General features: G+C 68.0%; 14 protein-coding genes. 3 read left to right on the top strand and 11 right to left on the bottom strand.

Features of this window, described 5'->3' with window-relative positions:
• Positions 1-122: 122 nt before the first annotated feature.
• Positions 123-1,532 carry a type I glutamate--ammonia ligase gene (gene glnA / locus MG068_RS00500; RefSeq protein ID WP_005420964.1) on the bottom strand — a complete coding sequence of 470 codons (1,410 nt, stop codon included), beginning with the start codon at positions 1,530-1,532 and terminating at the stop codon, positions 123-125.
• A gap of 224 nt (positions 1,533-1,756) precedes the next feature.
• Here glnA and MG068_RS00495 point away from each other — a divergent pair, with 224 nt between their 5' ends.
• Both MG068_RS00495 and MG068_RS00490 read left to right on the top strand, forming a co-directional pair.
• Complete coding sequence (locus MG068_RS00495) at positions 1,757-2,551, top strand: undecaprenyl-diphosphate phosphatase (RefSeq protein WP_132808731.1); 795 nt, start codon at positions 1,757-1,759, stop codon at positions 2,549-2,551.
• 73 nt (positions 2,552-2,624) lie between these two features.
• Positions 2,625-3,452: an META and DUF4377 domain-containing protein gene (locus MG068_RS00490; protein ID WP_049423162.1), complete on the top strand. Its 828-nt coding sequence runs from the start codon at positions 2,625-2,627 to the stop codon at positions 3,450-3,452.
• A gap of 137 nt (positions 3,453-3,589) precedes the next feature.
• Here the strand turns inward: MG068_RS00490 and MG068_RS00485 are convergent, their stop codons facing one another.
• The 9 genes from MG068_RS00485 to MG068_RS00445 form a co-directional block, all read right to left on the bottom strand.
• Complete coding sequence (locus MG068_RS00485) at positions 3,590-4,201, bottom strand: YbhB/YbcL family Raf kinase inhibitor-like protein (protein ID WP_132808729.1); 612 nt, start codon at positions 4,199-4,201, stop codon at positions 3,590-3,592.
• A gap of 10 nt (positions 4,202-4,211) precedes the next feature.
• Positions 4,212-6,281 carry a tetratricopeptide repeat protein gene (locus tag MG068_RS00480; RefSeq protein WP_132808727.1) on the bottom strand — a complete coding sequence of 690 codons (2,070 nt, stop codon included), beginning with the start codon at positions 6,279-6,281 and terminating at the stop codon, positions 4,212-4,214.
• A gap of 56 nt (positions 6,282-6,337) precedes the next feature.
• Positions 6,338-7,327 (bottom strand): YheT family hydrolase, encoded by a 990-nt coding sequence (locus MG068_RS00475; protein ID WP_071228829.1) that lies wholly within the window; start codon positions 7,325-7,327, stop codon positions 6,338-6,340.
• 52 nt (positions 7,328-7,379) lie between these two features.
• Entirely contained in the window at positions 7,380-8,171 is a 792-nt protein-coding gene (locus MG068_RS00470; protein WP_049398187.1) for a lysophospholipid acyltransferase family protein, read from the bottom strand.
• A gap of 120 nt (positions 8,172-8,291) precedes the next feature.
• Positions 8,292-8,726, bottom strand: coding sequence for a hotdog fold thioesterase (locus MG068_RS00465; RefSeq protein WP_032128719.1), 435 nt, complete (start codon positions 8,724-8,726; stop codon positions 8,292-8,294).
• 10 nt (positions 8,727-8,736) lie between these two features.
• Positions 8,737-10,788, bottom strand: a complete 2,052-nt coding sequence (locus tag MG068_RS00460; RefSeq protein ID WP_049462234.1) for a phospholipase D family protein — start codon at positions 10,786-10,788, stop codon at positions 8,737-8,739.
• A complete protein-coding gene (locus MG068_RS00455; protein ID WP_032128717.1) occupies positions 10,785-11,402 on the bottom strand; it encodes a YceI family protein in 618 nt (205 codons plus the stop codon). The genes MG068_RS00460 and MG068_RS00455 overlap by 4 nt, the downstream gene beginning before the upstream one ends.
• Before the next feature lie 4 nt (positions 11,403-11,406).
• A complete protein-coding gene (locus tag MG068_RS00450; protein ID WP_005407539.1) occupies positions 11,407-11,883 on the bottom strand; it encodes a SixA phosphatase family protein in 477 nt (158 codons plus the stop codon).
• A 49-nt stretch (positions 11,884-11,932) separates the two neighbouring features.
• Positions 11,933-12,562 carry a ParA family protein gene (locus MG068_RS00445; RefSeq protein ID WP_010487235.1) on the bottom strand — a complete coding sequence of 210 codons (630 nt, stop codon included), beginning with the start codon at positions 12,560-12,562 and terminating at the stop codon, positions 11,933-11,935.
• Between the two features lie 123 nt (positions 12,563-12,685).
• On the opposite strand from MG068_RS00445, the gene MG068_RS00440 reads away from it, so the two are divergent.
• On the top strand, positions 12,686-14,170 hold the full coding sequence (locus MG068_RS00440; protein ID WP_071228822.1) for an AAA family ATPase: 1,485 nt from the start codon (positions 12,686-12,688) through the stop codon (positions 14,168-14,170).
• Positions 14,171-14,761: 591 nt separating this feature from the next.
• Here MG068_RS00440 and MG068_RS00435 read toward each other — a convergent pair.
• Positions 14,762-15,397, bottom strand: coding sequence for a tetratricopeptide repeat protein (locus tag MG068_RS00435; protein WP_032128715.1), 636 nt, complete (start codon positions 15,395-15,397; stop codon positions 14,762-14,764).
• Positions 15,398-15,502: the final 105 nt, after the last annotated feature.

Here is a 15,502-nt window from a genome sequence, read left to right as displayed (position 1 = left end):
CCACGGCGGGTCGGGGTCCGCACTACCACGGCGGACCGGGGCCCGCCCTGCGGCTCCCCAGCCGCGAAAACGGAAGCGATGGCGGCGGGTGGGAGGGGGAAACCCACCGCCATCGCATCCGGTCAGCTGGCGTAGTACAGCTGGTATTCCAGCGGGTGGGTGGCCGCGCGGAACTTGGTCACTTCCTGCATCTTCAGCGCGATGTAGCCGTCGATGAAGTCATCGCTCATCACGCCACCGGCCTTCAGGAACTCGCGGTCCTTGTCCAGCGCTTCCAGCGCCTGGTCCAGCGAGGAGCAGACCTGCGGGATCAGCTTCTCTTCCTCCGGCGGCAGGTCGTACAGGTCCTTGTCGCTCGGTGCACCCGGGTCGATCTGGTTCTTGATGCCGTCCAGGCCGGCCATCATCAGCGCGGTGAAGGTCAGGTAGCCGGACTGGATCGGATCCGGGAAGCGCATTTCGATGCGGCGCGCCTTCGGGTTGGACACCCACGGAATGCGGCACGAGGCCGAACGGTTGCGGGCCGAATAGGCCAGCATCACCGGCGCCTCGAAGCCCGGCACCAGGCGCTTGTAGCTGTTGGTGCCCGAGTTGGCGAAGGCATTGATGGCCTTGGCGTGCTTGAAGATGCCGCCGATGTACCACAGCGCCAGCTGGCTCAGGCCGCCGTAGCCGTCACCGGAGAACAGGTTGGTGCCGCCCTTGGACAGCGACTGGTGCACGTGCATGCCGCTGCCGTTGTCGCCGACGATCGGCTTGGGCATGAAGGTGACGGTCTTGCCGTTGCGGTGCGCGACGTTCTTGATCACGTACTTCATGCGCAGCAGTTCGTCGGCCTTCTGCACCAGGGTGCTGAACTTGGTGCCGATCTCGCACTGGCCCGCAGTGGCCACTTCGTGGTGCTGCACTTCCACTTCGATGCCGACCTGTTCCAGGGTCTTGCACATTTCCGCGCGCAGGTCGTGCAGGGTGTCGGTCGGCGGAACCGGGAAGTAGCCGCCCTTCACGCCCGGACGGTAGCCGCTGTTGGCGCCGTCATACTTGGCGCCGCTGTTCCACGCCGCTTCTTCCGAGTCGACCTTGAAGAAGGTGTTGCCCATTTCGTTGGCGAAACGGACCGAGTCGAAGATGAAGAATTCCGGCTCCGGGCCGAAGAACGCGGTTTCGGCGATGCCGGAGGACTTCAGGTAGGCCTCGGCACGCTTGGCGATGCCGCGCGGGCAGCGGCCATAGGCCTGCATGGTGGCCGGATCGAGGATGTCGCAGCTGATCACGATGGTCGGATCGGCGTAGAACGGGTCGACGTAGGCGCTGGACGGGTCCGGCAGCAGCACCATGTCCGATTCGTTGATGCCCTTCCAGCCGGCGATCGAGCTGCCGTCGAACATCTTGCCTTCTTCGAACAGCGACGGTTCGACGATGCTGACCGGGAAGGTGACGTGCTGCTCGACGCCACGCATATCCACGAAACGCAGGTCGACGAACTCGATCTGGTTGTCCTTGATCAGCTTTTCTACGTTTTCCACGGACATCGGTACGACCTCGGATGGGGATGAATGCCTGCTGAGGTACAGCAACGACCGTGCCAACCTTTGGAACGCCGCAAGTCATTGATTTCAAAAAGGCCGCCCCGCAGCGGTGCAGAACCGTGCGCACCAAATGGGTGCAGCCGACAGCGGACGCACCCGTTTGGTGCGGCAGTGATCGTCTATCCTCTCGACCTTCTTCCTTCCTGCCGCGCGTGCCCGCACCGTCCATGTCCGACCTGCTCTCCGCCCTGTTGCTGGGCATCCTCGAAGGCTTGACCGAGTTCCTGCCGATCTCCAGCACCGGCCACCTGCTCATCGCCCAGCACTGGCTGGGTGCCCGTTCGGACTTCTTCAACATCGTCATCCAGGCCGGCGCGATCGTGGCGGTGGTACTGGTGTTCCGCCAGCGCCTGCTGCAGTTGGCCACCGGTTTCGGGCAGCGCGAGAACCGCGAGTACATATTCAAGCTGGGCGCGGCCTTCCTGGTCACCGCCGTGGTCGGCCTGGTGGTGCGCAAAGCCGGCTGGTCGCTGCCGGAGACGGTCAGCCCGGTGGCCTGGGCACTGATCATCGGTGGCGTCTGGATGCTGCTGGTGGAGGCCTACACCGCGCGCCTGCCCGACCGCGACCAGGTGACCTGGACCGTGGCGATCGGCGTGGGCCTGGCGCAGGTCGTGGCCGGCGTGTTCCCCGGCACCTCGCGCTCGGCCTCGGCGATCTTCCTGGCCATGCTGCTGGGCCTGAGCCGTCGCGCCGCTGCCGCCGAGTTCGTGTTCCTGGTCGGCATTCCCACCATGTTCGCCGCCAGCGCCTACACCTTCCTGGAAATGGCCAAGGCCGGACAGCTGGGCAGCGAGAACTGGACCGAGGTGGGCGTGGCCTTCCTTGCCGCGGCCGTCACCGGCTTCGTCGTAGTGAAGTGGCTGATGGGCTACATCAAATCGCACAGGTTCACCGCATTCGCGCTTTACCGCATCGCGCTGGGCGCCGCGCTGCTGCTGTGGTTGCCGTCCGGCAGCTGAACAGCGCCGGGGCACGGTAACCCCGTTGCCGGCCCCACCCCGTTTCCCCCACGGTTCCCCAAGGAGAATCACCATGAACCGCAAGCTCACCCTGCTCCTCCCGCTGGCCCTGCTGGCCGCCTGCAGCCAGACCCCGGCCCCGGCCGGCACCGGCGGCGACGACGTGGCCCCGGCCGCGGCCAAGGCAGCAGACCAGCAGACGCTGGCGCACCTGGACGCGCAGCGCCTGCAGAGCCAGCACTGGCTGCTGCAGCAGGCCACCGCCGCCGACGGCAAGCGCATCGACGCGCTGTTCGCCCGCGAAGACAAGCCGGTCACCCTGGACTTCGCTGATGGCCGCCTGTCGGTCAGCAACGCCTGCAACCACATGGGTGGCGGCTACACCCTGGCCGACGGCAAGCTGACGGTCAGTGCGATGGCCTCGACCATGATGGCCTGCACCGACAAGGCGCTGATGGCGCTGGACGAGGCCGTGTCGAGCCGCCTGCAGGGCGAGCTGAAGGCCGAGCAGGATGCCGATGGCAAGCTGACCCTGACCACCGCCAAGGGCGACGTGCTGGTGTTCAACCCGGAACCGACCGCTGAAACCCGCTACGGTGGCGCCGGCGAAACCGTGTTCCTGGAAGTGGCCGCCAAGACCGAGAAGTGCTCGCACCCGCTGATCCCGGACTACCAGTGCCTGCAGGTGCGTGAAGTGAAGTTCGACGACAAGGGCCTGAAGCAGGGTGAGCCGGGCAAGTTCGAGAACTTCTACGGCAACATCGAGGGTTACACCCACGAGGACGGCGTGCGCAACGTGGTGCGCGTGAAGCGCTACGAAGTGAAGAACCCGCCGGCCGATGCGCCGTCGCAGGCGTACGTGCTGGACATGGTGGTCGAGTCGGCCATCGAGAAGAAGTAAGACGACAGAAGGGCGGCCGCGAGGTCGCCCTTCTTCGTGGTGGGTAGAGCCGGCCGCTGGCCGGCTGCCCCTTTTCATGGTGGCTCGACACTACAGAAGCAAAGCCGGCCAGCGGCCGGCTCTCCCCATCGTGCCGCTCAGCCCAGCGCCGGGTTCAACGTATAGGTGCCATGCAGTGCGGCTTCGGCCAGCACGTGGCCGTGCATGGCGCGATATGCGTCGGCGGCGGTGAAGCGCGCCGGAAGCGCCAGCGAGGCCACATCCAGCGCGAACACGCGGAAGAAATAGCGGTGCACGCGTTCGTCGTTGAACGGCGGATAGGGGCCGTCATAGCCCAGGTAATCGCCGGCCATGTCCGGGTTGCCCGCAAACCAGCCGGTGAAGTCGTTCAGGCCCTGGCGGCTGCCCGCCGGGCCAGCCGGTGCGGTCTTGCCCTTCACCACGAAGCCATCGCTGCAGCTGCCGGCGGCGATCTCCTGCACCGAGGCCGGAATATCGGCCATCACCCAGTGCACGAAGTCGCAGCGCGGCTGGTCGCGCGGCACGGTCATGTCGCTGCGGCCGACCGTTTCCGCAACGGTCGGCACATCCGGGTCCACGCACACCAGCAGGAACGAACGCGTGCCTTCCGGTGCACCGTTCCAGGCCAGGTGCGGATTGCGGTCCGGCGCGAAGCCGGTGGCATCGCCGGCAGCGAACGCGCGGTCGATCGGCGCGCCGTTGGTCAGGCTGTGGCTGCTCAGTTGCATCGGCTTCTCCTTACTCTTCCGGGTAACCCAGGCGCACCGCAATCGGGGTGAGCTTGGCAAAGGCGGCGCTCATCACGTCGCGGTAGTTGCGCCAGTGGCCCGGCGGGAAGCGCGGTGCGCCCAGCTGTGCGGCCGGCGGCATCTGCCGCTCGAACAGGCGTCCCAGCAGCTCGGCCATCGCGTGCGGATCATTGCCGATCTGGTCGATGCGCAGCAGCACGTGCGGGTACAGTTCTTCCTCATGCAGGGTGGCAACCTGCGCCAGCCCGCGCGCCAGCCATTCGCTGGCTTCAGCCAGCGAGGTCATCGCCAGCGGAGCGGCAGCGCCGTAGGCCACCCAGTCCAGCAGCATGTCGCGCGGGTCACGCAGCACGAGCACCAGTCGTCCCTGCGGCAGCTGCGGGCGCAGCGCCCACAGCAGGGCGTTGTCCCACCACAGCAGCCAGTCGATGACGGCATCGCCCTGCAGGCCACGCGCCGGCAGCTGCTCGCGCCAGCGCTGCACCAGCCGCTCCGGGGTCAGCACGCCGGAGGCGAGGTCCTGCAGCGTGTGGTAGTTCTGGAATGCATCATCCGGCGGATTGCTGGTGTAGCGGTCGCTGCGCAGCACCGGGCTGGCGGCCGCCAGGCCGGTCGCAACCCGCTCCACACCCGAACCCGGCGCACCCCACAGGAAGATCGGCGCGGAGCCGGCATCACTGTCGATCTCGCCCTTCTCCGGCCAGCTCGGCGGCGCCTTGGCCTGCGGTGGAAGCGGCAGGCGCTGCGGTGCCTGGTCGGCCTGCAGCGCCATCCACGTCTGCAGCGCCTGTTCCGGCTGGCCAGCGCGGTCCTGGATTTCACCCAGCCAGGTACGCAGGTCGGCGCGATGGCCGTCCGGCGCCCTGTCGATCAGCGCCTGCACGCGCGCGATCGCGGCAACCGGATCACGCTGCAGCAGGCCTTCGACCAGGCGTGTTTCGCCACTGACGCGGCCCGGTTCGAGGCTGACGATACGTTCGGCGATGGCTTCGGCCTGTTCGTGTTCGCCCACCATGTCATGCAGGCGCAGGCGTGCTTCCAGTGCCGGCAGATGACCCGGCATCGCGTCCATCCAGCGCTCCACGGTCGCCGCGGCGGTCGGGCTGCCGACTTCTTCCACGGCCAGGCGTGCCAGCCACAGGTCGTGCAGCTGCGGATGCTGTTCCAGGGCCGCGTCCAGGCGCGCGCGGGCCTCGTCTTCGCGGCCCAGGCGCTGCCAGGACATCAGCAGCAGCTGCAGCACCTGGCGGTCGTCGGGGATCGATTCCAGCAACGGCAGCAGATGGTCCAACGCCTGCAGCGGCTGGCCGCCGCGCAGCGACAGTTCACCGGCCAGGCGACGCATCGACGGCGTATCCATGCCTTCCTGCTGAAGCGCGATCTGCATCGCTTCGGCAGCCGCCTCCAGGTTGCCCTGGCGCAGCGCCAACTGCACTACCAGGCCATGCAGCGAGCTGATGGCCGGGTTCAGTTCCAGCACGCGGCGGAACGCCTGCTCGGCGAAGGCCAGCATGTCCTTGCCCAGGTAGGCGAAGCCCAGTGCGTACAGCACACGGGTGTCGTTGGGCTGCGCCTGGTTGGCCGCTGACAGCAGCGTCAGCGCACGATCCGGGTCGTCGCGGCGCAGCGCGATCATGCCGTCGATGGTCAGCAGTTCCGGGTGGTCCGGCTCTACGCGCGAGGCCAGCGTGGACAGGCGCTGGGCTTCATCGAAGTCGTTGCGGCCGATCGCCAGGTGCGCCTGCATCAGATAGGCGGCGAAGGAATTCGGGTCAAGCCCGGTGGTACGTGCCAGCGCTTCGTCAGCGCCCTGATACTGGCGCAGGGCGAGCAGCAGGCCAGCGTGCTGCAGGTGCAGCTGGGCATCATCGGGGGCCAGCTGCAACGCCTGCTGCAGCGCCTCCATCGCATCCTCGGCCTTGCCCTGCTGCTGCAGCGCAAGCGCCAGCCAGCGGTGGGCTTCGGCCTGGCCGGGTTCATCACGGGTCCACGCCTGGGCCAGCTGCACGGCCTGGTCGGCCTGGTTCTGGCGCAACGCTTGGATGATCTGGTCTTGCATGGCGGTCCGGTTCAAGTGCAAACCCGCATTGTAGCGGTCCACGCACCGGTGCCGGTTCAGCCCGCCAGCACCCGCTGCAGGCGCTGCGCCACCCAGCGCTCGGAGAAGCCGTCGCCGCGCCAGTTTTCGATGAACCCGCAGTGGCCGCCCCAGCAGGCGGTTTCCAGGCGCGCCTGGCGCGGCAGCTGCCAGTTGCTGAAGGTCGCGTACGGAATCACCGGGTCATCCTGCGCCATCAGGATGTCGGCCGGTACCTGCAGGGACGACAGGCGGTCGCCGGCGATCGAGTAGCCGTCGAAATAGGCCTGCAGCGAACCGAAGCTGGTGTGGCGCTCGACCAGCCAGGCGGTCAGCGCGCGGATGTCCAGCTTCAGCACGCGGTCGTCGCAGTCGCTCAGCTCGGGGAACAGATCGCGCTTGCGGCGCAGCGAGCCGGCCCACTTGCGGCGGAAGTACCAGTCGTACATCGCCGGGCCGTTCTCGATGCTCTCCATCGTCAGCGCCGGGTCCAGCACCGGGCACACCGAGGCGACGCGCAGCAGCGGCACGCCGGCCGCCGGCGCGCGCAGGGCCAGGCGCAGAACGAAGTTGCCACCCAGCGAATAACCGGCGGCCACCAGCGGCAGCTGCGGCCAGCGCTGGGCGATATCGCCCGCGGCGTGCACCACTTCATCGATGAGATTGGAGTGGAAGATGCCGGGGTTCAGGTGATGGGTGTTGCCGTGGTCGCGGAAGTTCAGCCGCACCACGTCGAAGCCCTGCTCGATCATGCGCGCGGCGGCCATGCGCATGTAGCTGGATTCGGCACTGCCTTCCCAGCCATGCAGCAGCAGCGCGATGCCCTTGGGCTCGCGGCCTTCGACATGGCTGTGCCAGCCCTGCAGGCGCACGCCATCACCACCATCGAGGATCAGCTCTTCGCTGACCGCACCGGTGGCCGCCAGCAGCAGCAGGCCGCGCTGCAGGCGCATGCGGCTGGAGCTGAGCATCGACTGCAGGTGCGGATTGCGCAGCCAGCGCGGCGGCTGGTAGTCAGTCGCATGCAACGTCGGTGTACCGGCGTCCAGGACGGGTGGCGGGACCAGGGCCACCGTGCCCTCAGCCGGTGCTCATGGCCGCCACGATGCGCGCGCGCGAGGTTTCCGCGATGCGTCGACGGCCTTCCAGGTCCTGGGTACCGATCGGCTCCAGGAAATGCACTTCGGTATGCCGCGCCGGCTCACCCAGCAGGCGCAGGAAATTGGCGGCGAAACTCTCGCCCGGGCCGAATGCCACGATGGTCTGTGCGTCACCCTTGAACCCATAGACCAGCGCCACAGGCTGCACCGGAACACCGGTTTCGACCGCGGCCTGGAAGATGCGGGCATGGAACGGCCCCACTTCATGGCCACCGCGGGTGCGCCCTTCCGGGAACACGCCTACTGCCTTGCCGGCACGCAGGCGATCGGCCATCACCTGCATCACGCCACCGAGCGATTCGGTATTGCCGCGCTGGTGGAAGATGGTCTGCCCGCGCGCAGCGAGCCAACCGACCAGCGGCCAGCTGGCGATTTCGCGCTTGGCGACGAAGCCCATCATGCGCTGGCTGTGCAGGATGGAGATGTCGACCCAGCTGACGTGGTTGGCGACGAACAGCACGGCACCGGGCAAGGGCTGGCCCACCCGTGACAGGCGGAAGCCGAAGATCCACATCAGGCCGCCCTGCCACCAGTTCACCACCTTCGCCCCGAAGGTATCCTCGCCCACGCGCAGCTCGCCCCACGGCGGGAGCATGCCGATCAGGATCAGCGGCAGGAACACGATGATGTGGACCAACAGCAGCGGTACGCGGTACAGGTAACGGCACACACGCGCCACGCCGCCACGGGGGGCCGGAGTGGGGGAAGTCATCCGCGCACGATACCGGAGCGCCGCAGCAGCTGCCAGCCGATTTAGGCCATAACCGCCATTGACCGGGGCAATCGGCGGGGAACGCTGGGTTCTGCCGCCGTCAACACGCCCGCCGGGGGCTCAACCGTGGCCGGCGGCCACCACCGCCAGGGTCAGCCGAGAGATGCACACCAGCCGGCCCTGCTCGTCTTCGATGCGGATCTCCCACAGCTGGGTGCTGCGGCCCACGTGCAGCGCGCGGGCGGTGCCGGTGACCGTGCCCGAGCGCACGGCGCGCACGTGGTTGGCGTTGATTTCCAGGCCCACGCAGATCTGCTTGCCGGTATCCACGCACAGGTTGCCGGCGCTGCTGCCCAGGGTCTCGGCCAGCACCACCGAGGCACCGCCGTGCAGGATGCCGTACGGCTGCCGGGTGCGCTCGTCCACCGGCATGGTGGCCTGCAGCCAGTCTTCGCCCGCAGCGCTGAAGACGATGCCGAGGGATTCGATCGCCGTGTTGCGGCTGAGCGCGTTGAGCTGCTCGATGGAAACGGCTTCGCGGAATACCTGGGTCATGCGGGCACCTTCAGAGGATGGGAACGAGGCCGGCGCCGAATGCAGTCAGCATGCGCACCAGCAGCCACTTCGGGCCGACGTTGACTTCGGGGAAGTCGCCGACGGCGACGTAGCAGTTGTGGAACGCCGGGTCCTGCCGTGGCAGCGGCTGCGGGCAGTCCGGACCGGGCTTGAACTCGTAGTCGGTGGCGTAGCGCCACGGCCAGAAGTCGAGGATCGGCAGCGCTTCGGAGGCTTTGCCGACGCTGTAGTTCAGGCCCGACAGCACTGGCGGCTTGGCCCGCGGCGCCACTGTCCACGAGTTCTGCGGATGGGTATCGCGCAGGATGCTCTCGGCCAGCTGCTCGGCAAACACCGGATCGTCGATGATCACCGCGCCTTCGGTGTTGTAGTTCTCGCTGCGCGGATCGAAGTTGTGGGTGCCGACCACGCCGATGCGGCGATCGACCACCAGCGACTTGGCGTGCAGGCCCATGCGGGCGCCCTTGCGGGTGACCGGCAACGGCTTGTTGACCGCCTTGCTGCCCAGGAACGACGGACGCGTCTCGGTGCGCAGCAGGCGCGTTTCCACCTCGCTGCCGGCGGCGCGGCGACGTTCGCGCGCGTTCTGGTAGGCACTGCCGGTACGCGGATGATGCACCGCCACCTGCTTGCGGGGCGCGGCCAGATCCCCGTCGCTGCCACCACCGGCATTGCTGCCAGCGGCGCTGCCGCCGATCAGCGGATTGCGCCCGCCGTCGTCGTCGCCTCCGGGCGCGGCGATCGGGTCGGGCAGCAGATTGCGGTAGTCGACCGGTGCATCCAGCGGGAACGGCTTGTACTCGAAGATGTTGAAGCCCAGTTCGCGCATGTTGCGTCGCTTGTACTTGTACGACAGCGCATACACGATCGGGTTGTCGGTGGCCGCCAGGCTGTTGCTGGACACCACCACGCGCGGCGGCTGCGGGCGCTTGCGCAGCTCGCGGAACAGCTTCTGCGCCGGCTTGGACAGCACCAGGTACGGCGTCTGCAGGATCACTTCCTTCTGCGCGCCGGCGATCAGTGCATCCAGCTGCGGCTCGGTCACGTGCTGGCCGGCCAGCGGGGCATCGGCCTTCTCGCGGCGGTGCTTGCGCGGCAGGTCGGCGACGTAGCGCACCGAGGCCACCGGCAGCGCGGTATCCACGAAGGAACGGGTGACGAACTCCATGTCATTGGCTTCAGCGCTGACCCGCTGCACCCGCTCCGGGCGGCGGAACGTGGCGGGCGGCAGCACCGGCACGCCTTCGCGCAGCAGGGTGCGGCCCACGTCATTCAGGCGCTCGGCCGGCACGCTGCGCTTGGCGCGCCAGAACGCATCGAAGTTGGCCGCCATCGCCCGTGCTTCCGGGCCGGCGATCATGACGTCGCGATCGCGGAAGTTGTACTCGCGATCCCAGTCGTAATAGTCGTCCTGGTAGTTGCGGCCGCCGACCACGCCGATCGCATCGTCGATCACCAGCAGCTTGTTGTGCATGCGCTGGTTGAAGCGACGGAAGCAGCACAGCACGCTGCCGGCGTAATCGAAGTAGTTCAGCCGGGCCTTGCCGAAGGTCGGGTTGTAGACCCGCAGCTGGAAGTTCTGGTGGGCGCCGGACAATGCGCCGAGGATCTGCAGGTCGGAGATCGCCGAGAGCTGGTCGATCAGCACCCGCACCTTCACCCCGCGCCGCGACGCGGCCAGCAGTTCGTCGATGACCAGCCGCGCGCTGTCGTCCTTGTCGAAGATGTAGGTCTGCAGGTCGATGCTGCGGGTGGCACTGCGCAGCAGGTTCAGGCGCGCCACCAGGGCGCCCTCCCCCTCGTCCAGCAGGGTGGCGTAGTGGCGCGGCTGCTCCGGGGTGGATTCGGTGAACGCCCGGCCGGCCAACGCCCGCAGCGGCGAATCCTGTGCGCAGCGGTCGGCGCGCTGACAGTCGACCTGGATCGAGCGCGCCTGCACGGCGATCGCTTCGGCGCGGTCGCGCTCGGCATTGGACAGCGATGCACAACCGCTGCCCAGCAACACGGTTGCCAGCGCCAGTACACGCAGCAGGAGGTTCACGGTTTCGGCGCCTCGCTCAGGCGCGCTCGCAATACGAAGGTCACTCGGTCACTCAAGGCAAGCTGCCAGCTGTCCATTCCATACCGGCCTCGCTGCACGGTACCGCGGCTGACGACGTCGCAATCATAGCCGGGTCGGGCGCAATCCGCCTTCTCGACCTTCAGTGTCTCGGGGTGGCTGATCCCGCGCAGGGTCAGCCGCCCGTTGATGTCGCCCCCGTCTTCCACGGTCTCCGGCCAGTACGGCAGCGAGTCGAACTCGACCACCGGGTGGCGGCCTGCGTCGAAGAACTCCTCGCCGCGCATCCAGCCGGTGTAGCGCGCCTTGCCGGGGATCTCGACCGAACGCGTGAACATCTTCAGGTGCACCTGATGGCGGCCGTCGGAGAGGATCTCGATGCGACCCTCGAAGTGCGGGAACAGGCCTTCGATGCGTTGCCCGAAGCGGGTGCGCACCTCGAAACCGATCTGCGAGCGCTGGGTATCCAGGTGCAGGACCCGGTGCGCTTCAGCGACCACCGGCGGCAAGGGCGTTGGCGGTGGCGCGGCAGCCCAGGCCGCGCCGGAAGCCAGCAGCACGGGCAGCAGAAAGCGGCTGCGCCGCGCCAGGCTCATTGGATCACGGCCACCAGAACGCGTTCAGGCTGGCCACGCCCGGCTCGATCGAGGCCTCGCGCGGGAAGCCGAGCACGGCAATGCCGGCCGGCGGCATGCCGCGATAGTCGCTGCTGGTGCCTTCCGTCATCAACGCCACCAGGCGCTCCAGGCCGGGGTTATGGCCGACGATCAGCACCCGGTCGAGGTCACGGCGGTCGTCCACCAGCGCCGCCAGGGTGCCGGGGGTGGCCTCGTAGATGCGGTCTTCCAGGCGCTTCTCGACATAGCCGATGGTGCCGAGCACGGCTTCCAGGGTCTCCCGGGTGCGCCGCGCCGGTGAGCACAGCACGCAGTCCGGCAGCAGGTTGTTCTCCTTCAGCCACTTGCCGGCGGCTTCGGCTTCGGCGAGCCCCACCGGCGACAACGGCCGGTCGAGGTCGGCCTGGCCGGGGGTAGCCGGTTCGGCATGGGCATGGCGCAGCAGGATCAGTTCACGCATCGCGGGTTTCCATGAAGAAGAGGATGCAGCAGAAAGAGTGACGCAGGCATCAAAGCTTCAGCCAGGACAGCAGCGGCTCCCAGTCGGCCTGGTGCTCGCGCACCTGGGCCGAGCGGTAGTCGAACAGGCTGCGGCCCAGGCCGGTCATGACCACATAGCTCTGGCTGTCGCGCAGCTGCGCGACCACCGGGTACGGCCATTCACCCAGCATCTGCAGCGCCTGCTGCGAGGTCTGGGTCCATGGTTTGGTACGGTTGAGCACCAGCCCCACCGGCAGCTTGCGGCTGTGCACGCGCGGGTTCTGGGCCAGGCTGTTGAGGAAGCCGACGATCGCTTCGATGTCCAGCGCCGAGGGCAGCACCGGTACCACCACCGCGTCGGCAGCGTCGAGGAAATGGGGAATATCGTCAGCGAGGGCACCGGCCGGCGCATCGATGATGACGGTGTCGGTGCCGTCGGGCAGCTTCTGCGCCCACTGCTTCTTCCGATACACGTCGATGGGGAGCACCGCGCTTTCCAGCCCGGCACGGCGTTGTGCCCAGCGGGTGCTGGAACCCTGCGGGTCGGCATCGGCAATCACCGTGGCCTTGCCCTGCAATGCCGCGTACGCGGCCAGGTGGGTGGCGACGGTGGTCTTGCCCACCCCGCCCTTGGAACCGGCCACCAGGATCGTCTTCATGCCAGCCTCGCTTCCGGGTACGTGCCCCGAGCGTACACCGGTGATGGTGACGGGAGGTAGCGTCGTGCTGAACCAGCGGCCATCGCCTTTGCTATCGTGGCGCCCCCGAGGGATCGAACCGGCATGAGCGAACTGCAGGACCTGAGCGCGTTGATCCGCGCCAATACCCCACTGATCGTCATCGAGACCCAGGACGAGGGTCGCATCGTAGAGCTGTTCCGGCAGACGCTGATGCACGTCTGGCGGGCGCTGCACCGCTGGTCGATCACCGAGGGTCTGCGCCGGATCGACCTGGACAGCGAAGACCCGCCGGTCGGGCCGCCCGATGCCAGCGCGGCCCTGCAGATGATCCGCCAGGCCGACCAACGCGGCGTCTACCTGCTGCTCGATTTCCACCCCTACCTGGGCTATGCCAGCCACCAGCGCGCCCTGCGCGACCTGATCCAGCGCCGCCACAGCGAGCCGCACGTGCTGGTGCTGATCGGCGCCAAGGTGGAACTGCCGGCCGAGCTGGAAGCACTGGCGGTGCGCTTCAACCCGCGCCTGCCCGATGCCAATGCCCTGCTGAAGATGCTGCGCGAGGAGGCCGACGCCTATGCGCGCGAGCATGGCGGCCGCCGGGTTGAAGTCGACAGCGAAGCGGTCAAGAAGATCCTGAAGAACCTGCAGGGCCTGAGCCTGGTCGATGCCCGGCGCATCGCGCGCCAGCTGATCTACGCCGACGGCGCACTGCGCGACGACGACCTGCCACAGCTGGCGCGGCTGAAGTTCGAGCTGCTCAACCGCAGCGGCCACCTGTTCTTCGAACATGACAGCGCGCGCTTCGGCGATGTGGCCGGCGCCAACCGGCTCAAGCGCTGGATCAACCAGCGGCGCGTGGCCTTCATTGCCGGCTCCGCCCCGGCCGGGCTGGACCCGCCGCGCGGCATGCTGCTGCTGGGTGTACAGGGCTGTGGCAAGTCGATGCTGGCCAAGGCCACCGCCGCCGGCTTCGGCGTGCCCCTGCTGCGCCTGGACGTGGGCGCGCTGTACAACAAGTACCACGGCGAGACCGAGGCCAACCTGCGCCAGGCGCTGGCCTCGGCCGAGCAGCTGGCGCCGTGCGTGCTGTGGATGGATGAGATCGAGAAAGGCCTGGCCAGCGGAGGCGAGGACGGCGGCGTGTCACGACGTGTACTCGGTTACCTGCTGACCTGGATGGCCGAACGCAAAGCGCCGGTGTTCATCGTCGCCACCGCCAACCAGGTGCACGAGCTGCCCGCCGAGCTGCTGCGCAAGGGCCGCTTCGACGAGATCTTCTTCGTCGATCTGCCCTCGCCCGACGTGCGCGTGGAACTGCTGCGGCTGCACCTGGGCCGGCGCCAGCTCAACGCCGACGACTTCGCACTGCCCGCGCTGGCGGCGGCCGCGAATGGCTTCTCCGGCGCCGAGATCGAGCAGGCGATCGTGGCTGGCCTGTATGCGGCACACGCCGAAGGCCGGCCGCTGGACACCGAGCTGCTGATGAACGAGATCCGCGCCACCCGACCGCTGTCGGTGCTGATGGCAGAGCAGGTAGAAGCACTGCGTGCGTGGGCGTCGGGGCGGACGGTTTCCGCGGACGACTGAGGGGTTTCCAGCGAACGGCGCAGCCCCTCGTGGCGGCTGGTTGACTGTGAACATCAAAAGCCGCGCTTGGCCGGGCGGGATGGATTCGCGGGGGACGCCGTCAACCCGTCCATGGGGGCTTGGCCGCGGCATCCATGCCGCGGACACCCCCGCGAACCCATCCCGCCCGGCCTCTGACAATTTCCGAGTGCGTCCGCCACGGAAAAGAAAAAAGAAGAGCAGAAGCAAAGGCAAAAGCGCTTGGCCGGCCGCTCTTTGTAGAGCCGAGCCCACGCTCGGCTGCATTTCGATCAGATATCGAATAGTCGATTCCGATACAGATTCATCCACGCATGGCGTGGATCTACCGTGTCGACCAAGGTCGACACCTACCAACAGCTGCCGGAATCTGTCGAAGGCGGGGCACTGTGGGTTTGCGGGGTGTGAGCCGCATGGATGCGGCGACCAAGCCCCCAGGACGGGTTTACGGCGGCCCCGCAAACCCACAGTGCCCCGCCATCCCGCAGGAAGCCCGCTGTTGCTTCGGCTGTTGCTGTTGCTTCAGCTGTTGCCTCTGCGGGTGCCGGGTGCAACCCGGCCGAACCCCTTCCCTCAGGGCCAGGCAGGTGGTGCGGCCGCCCAGGCCTGCTGCACCTCGGCCAGCGACGCGCGCTCATCCTCACGCCACTGCGGCAGCAGCTGCCCATAGTTGGCCGTGGTACTCCACTGCGTCGGCTCGGTGCGTACCGCAGCCGCATACCACTGCACCGCCTCCTGCTTCTGCCCCATCCGCCACAATGCCAACGCATAGGTCGGTGGCACCCAGGTGGGCTTCGTACGGGCGTTGCTGGCCGATACCAGCCACTGTTCCAGCGCCGCCTCCGGCTTGCCTTGGCGCAGCAGGTCCCAACCGTAGTTCCAGCGCACGCTGCGGCCGCTGCTGCTCTGTGCCGGCGCCTCCTTCATCGCCTCGCCATACAGCTGCTCGGCCAGCTCGCCACGGCCCTGCGCGCCGGCCACCGATGCCAGCTGCACCGTCGCTTCCACCGCGCGGCGGCCGCGCTCACGCAGCTTGACCAGCTGGGCCACCAGCTCATCGCCCTCGCCCTGCACCGCCACCATCGGCGTTGCCGCCAGGTCGTTGTCGAAGTAGAACTCCTGTGGTGCCGGCACGGCCGGCGCGGCCCACGCAGTGGCCACTCCCGAGGCCAGCAGCACGCTGGCCAGGATCTTTCCTGGAACTGACATCCCTTCTCCCCAGGCCGCAACTGCAGCCTCCCTCTCTCTCCCCGATCCTAACCCCAGCACCGCCGCGGGCGCGAGTGCCGGGGCCTCGCGGCCCCGCTGCTACAA

This window comes from Stenotrophomonas sp. ASS1, assembly GCF_004346925.1.
Taxonomy (GTDB): domain Bacteria; phylum Pseudomonadota; class Gammaproteobacteria; order Xanthomonadales; family Xanthomonadaceae; genus Stenotrophomonas; species Stenotrophomonas maltophilia_A.
Note: the sequence above shows the minus strand (reverse complement) of the source record. Positions and strands in the feature narration are given on the sequence as shown.

What these genes read in the sequence shown, in the direction of transcription:
- glnA (WP_005420964.1), bottom strand. Translation starts at nt 1,532, where the DNA reads ATGTCCGTGGAAAACGTAGAAAAGCTGATCAAGGACAACCAGATCGAG.
- MG068_RS00495 (WP_132808731.1), top strand. Translation starts at nt 1,757, where the DNA reads ATGTCCGACCTGCTCTCCGCCCTGTTGCTGGGCATCCTCGAAGGCTTG.
- MG068_RS00490 (WP_049423162.1), top strand. Translation starts at nt 2,625, where the DNA reads ATGAACCGCAAGCTCACCCTGCTCCTCCCGCTGGCCCTGCTGGCCGCC.
- MG068_RS00485 (WP_132808729.1), bottom strand. Translation starts at nt 4,201, where the DNA reads ATGCAACTGAGCAGCCACAGCCTGACCAACGGCGCGCCGATCGACCGC.
- MG068_RS00480 (WP_132808727.1), bottom strand. Translation starts at nt 6,281, where the DNA reads ATGCAAGACCAGATCATCCAAGCGTTGCGCCAGAACCAGGCCGACCAG.
- MG068_RS00470 (WP_049398187.1), bottom strand. Translation starts at nt 8,171, where the DNA reads ATGACTTCCCCCACTCCGGCCCCCCGTGGCGGCGTGGCGCGTGTGTGC.
- MG068_RS00465 (WP_032128719.1), bottom strand. Translation starts at nt 8,726, where the DNA reads ATGACCCAGGTATTCCGCGAAGCCGTTTCCATCGAGCAGCTCAACGCG.
- MG068_RS00455 (WP_032128717.1), bottom strand. Translation starts at nt 11,402, where the DNA reads ATGAGCCTGGCGCGGCGCAGCCGCTTTCTGCTGCCCGTGCTGCTGGCT.
- MG068_RS00450 (WP_005407539.1), bottom strand. Translation starts at nt 11,883, where the DNA reads ATGCGTGAACTGATCCTGCTGCGCCATGCCCATGCCGAACCGGCTACC.
- MG068_RS00445 (WP_010487235.1), bottom strand. Translation starts at nt 12,562, where the DNA reads ATGAAGACGATCCTGGTGGCCGGTTCCAAGGGCGGGGTGGGCAAGACC.
- MG068_RS00440 (WP_071228822.1), top strand. Translation starts at nt 12,686, where the DNA reads ATGAGCGAACTGCAGGACCTGAGCGCGTTGATCCGCGCCAATACCCCA.
- MG068_RS00435 (WP_032128715.1), bottom strand. Translation starts at nt 15,397, where the DNA reads ATGTCAGTTCCAGGAAAGATCCTGGCCAGCGTGCTGCTGGCCTCGGGA.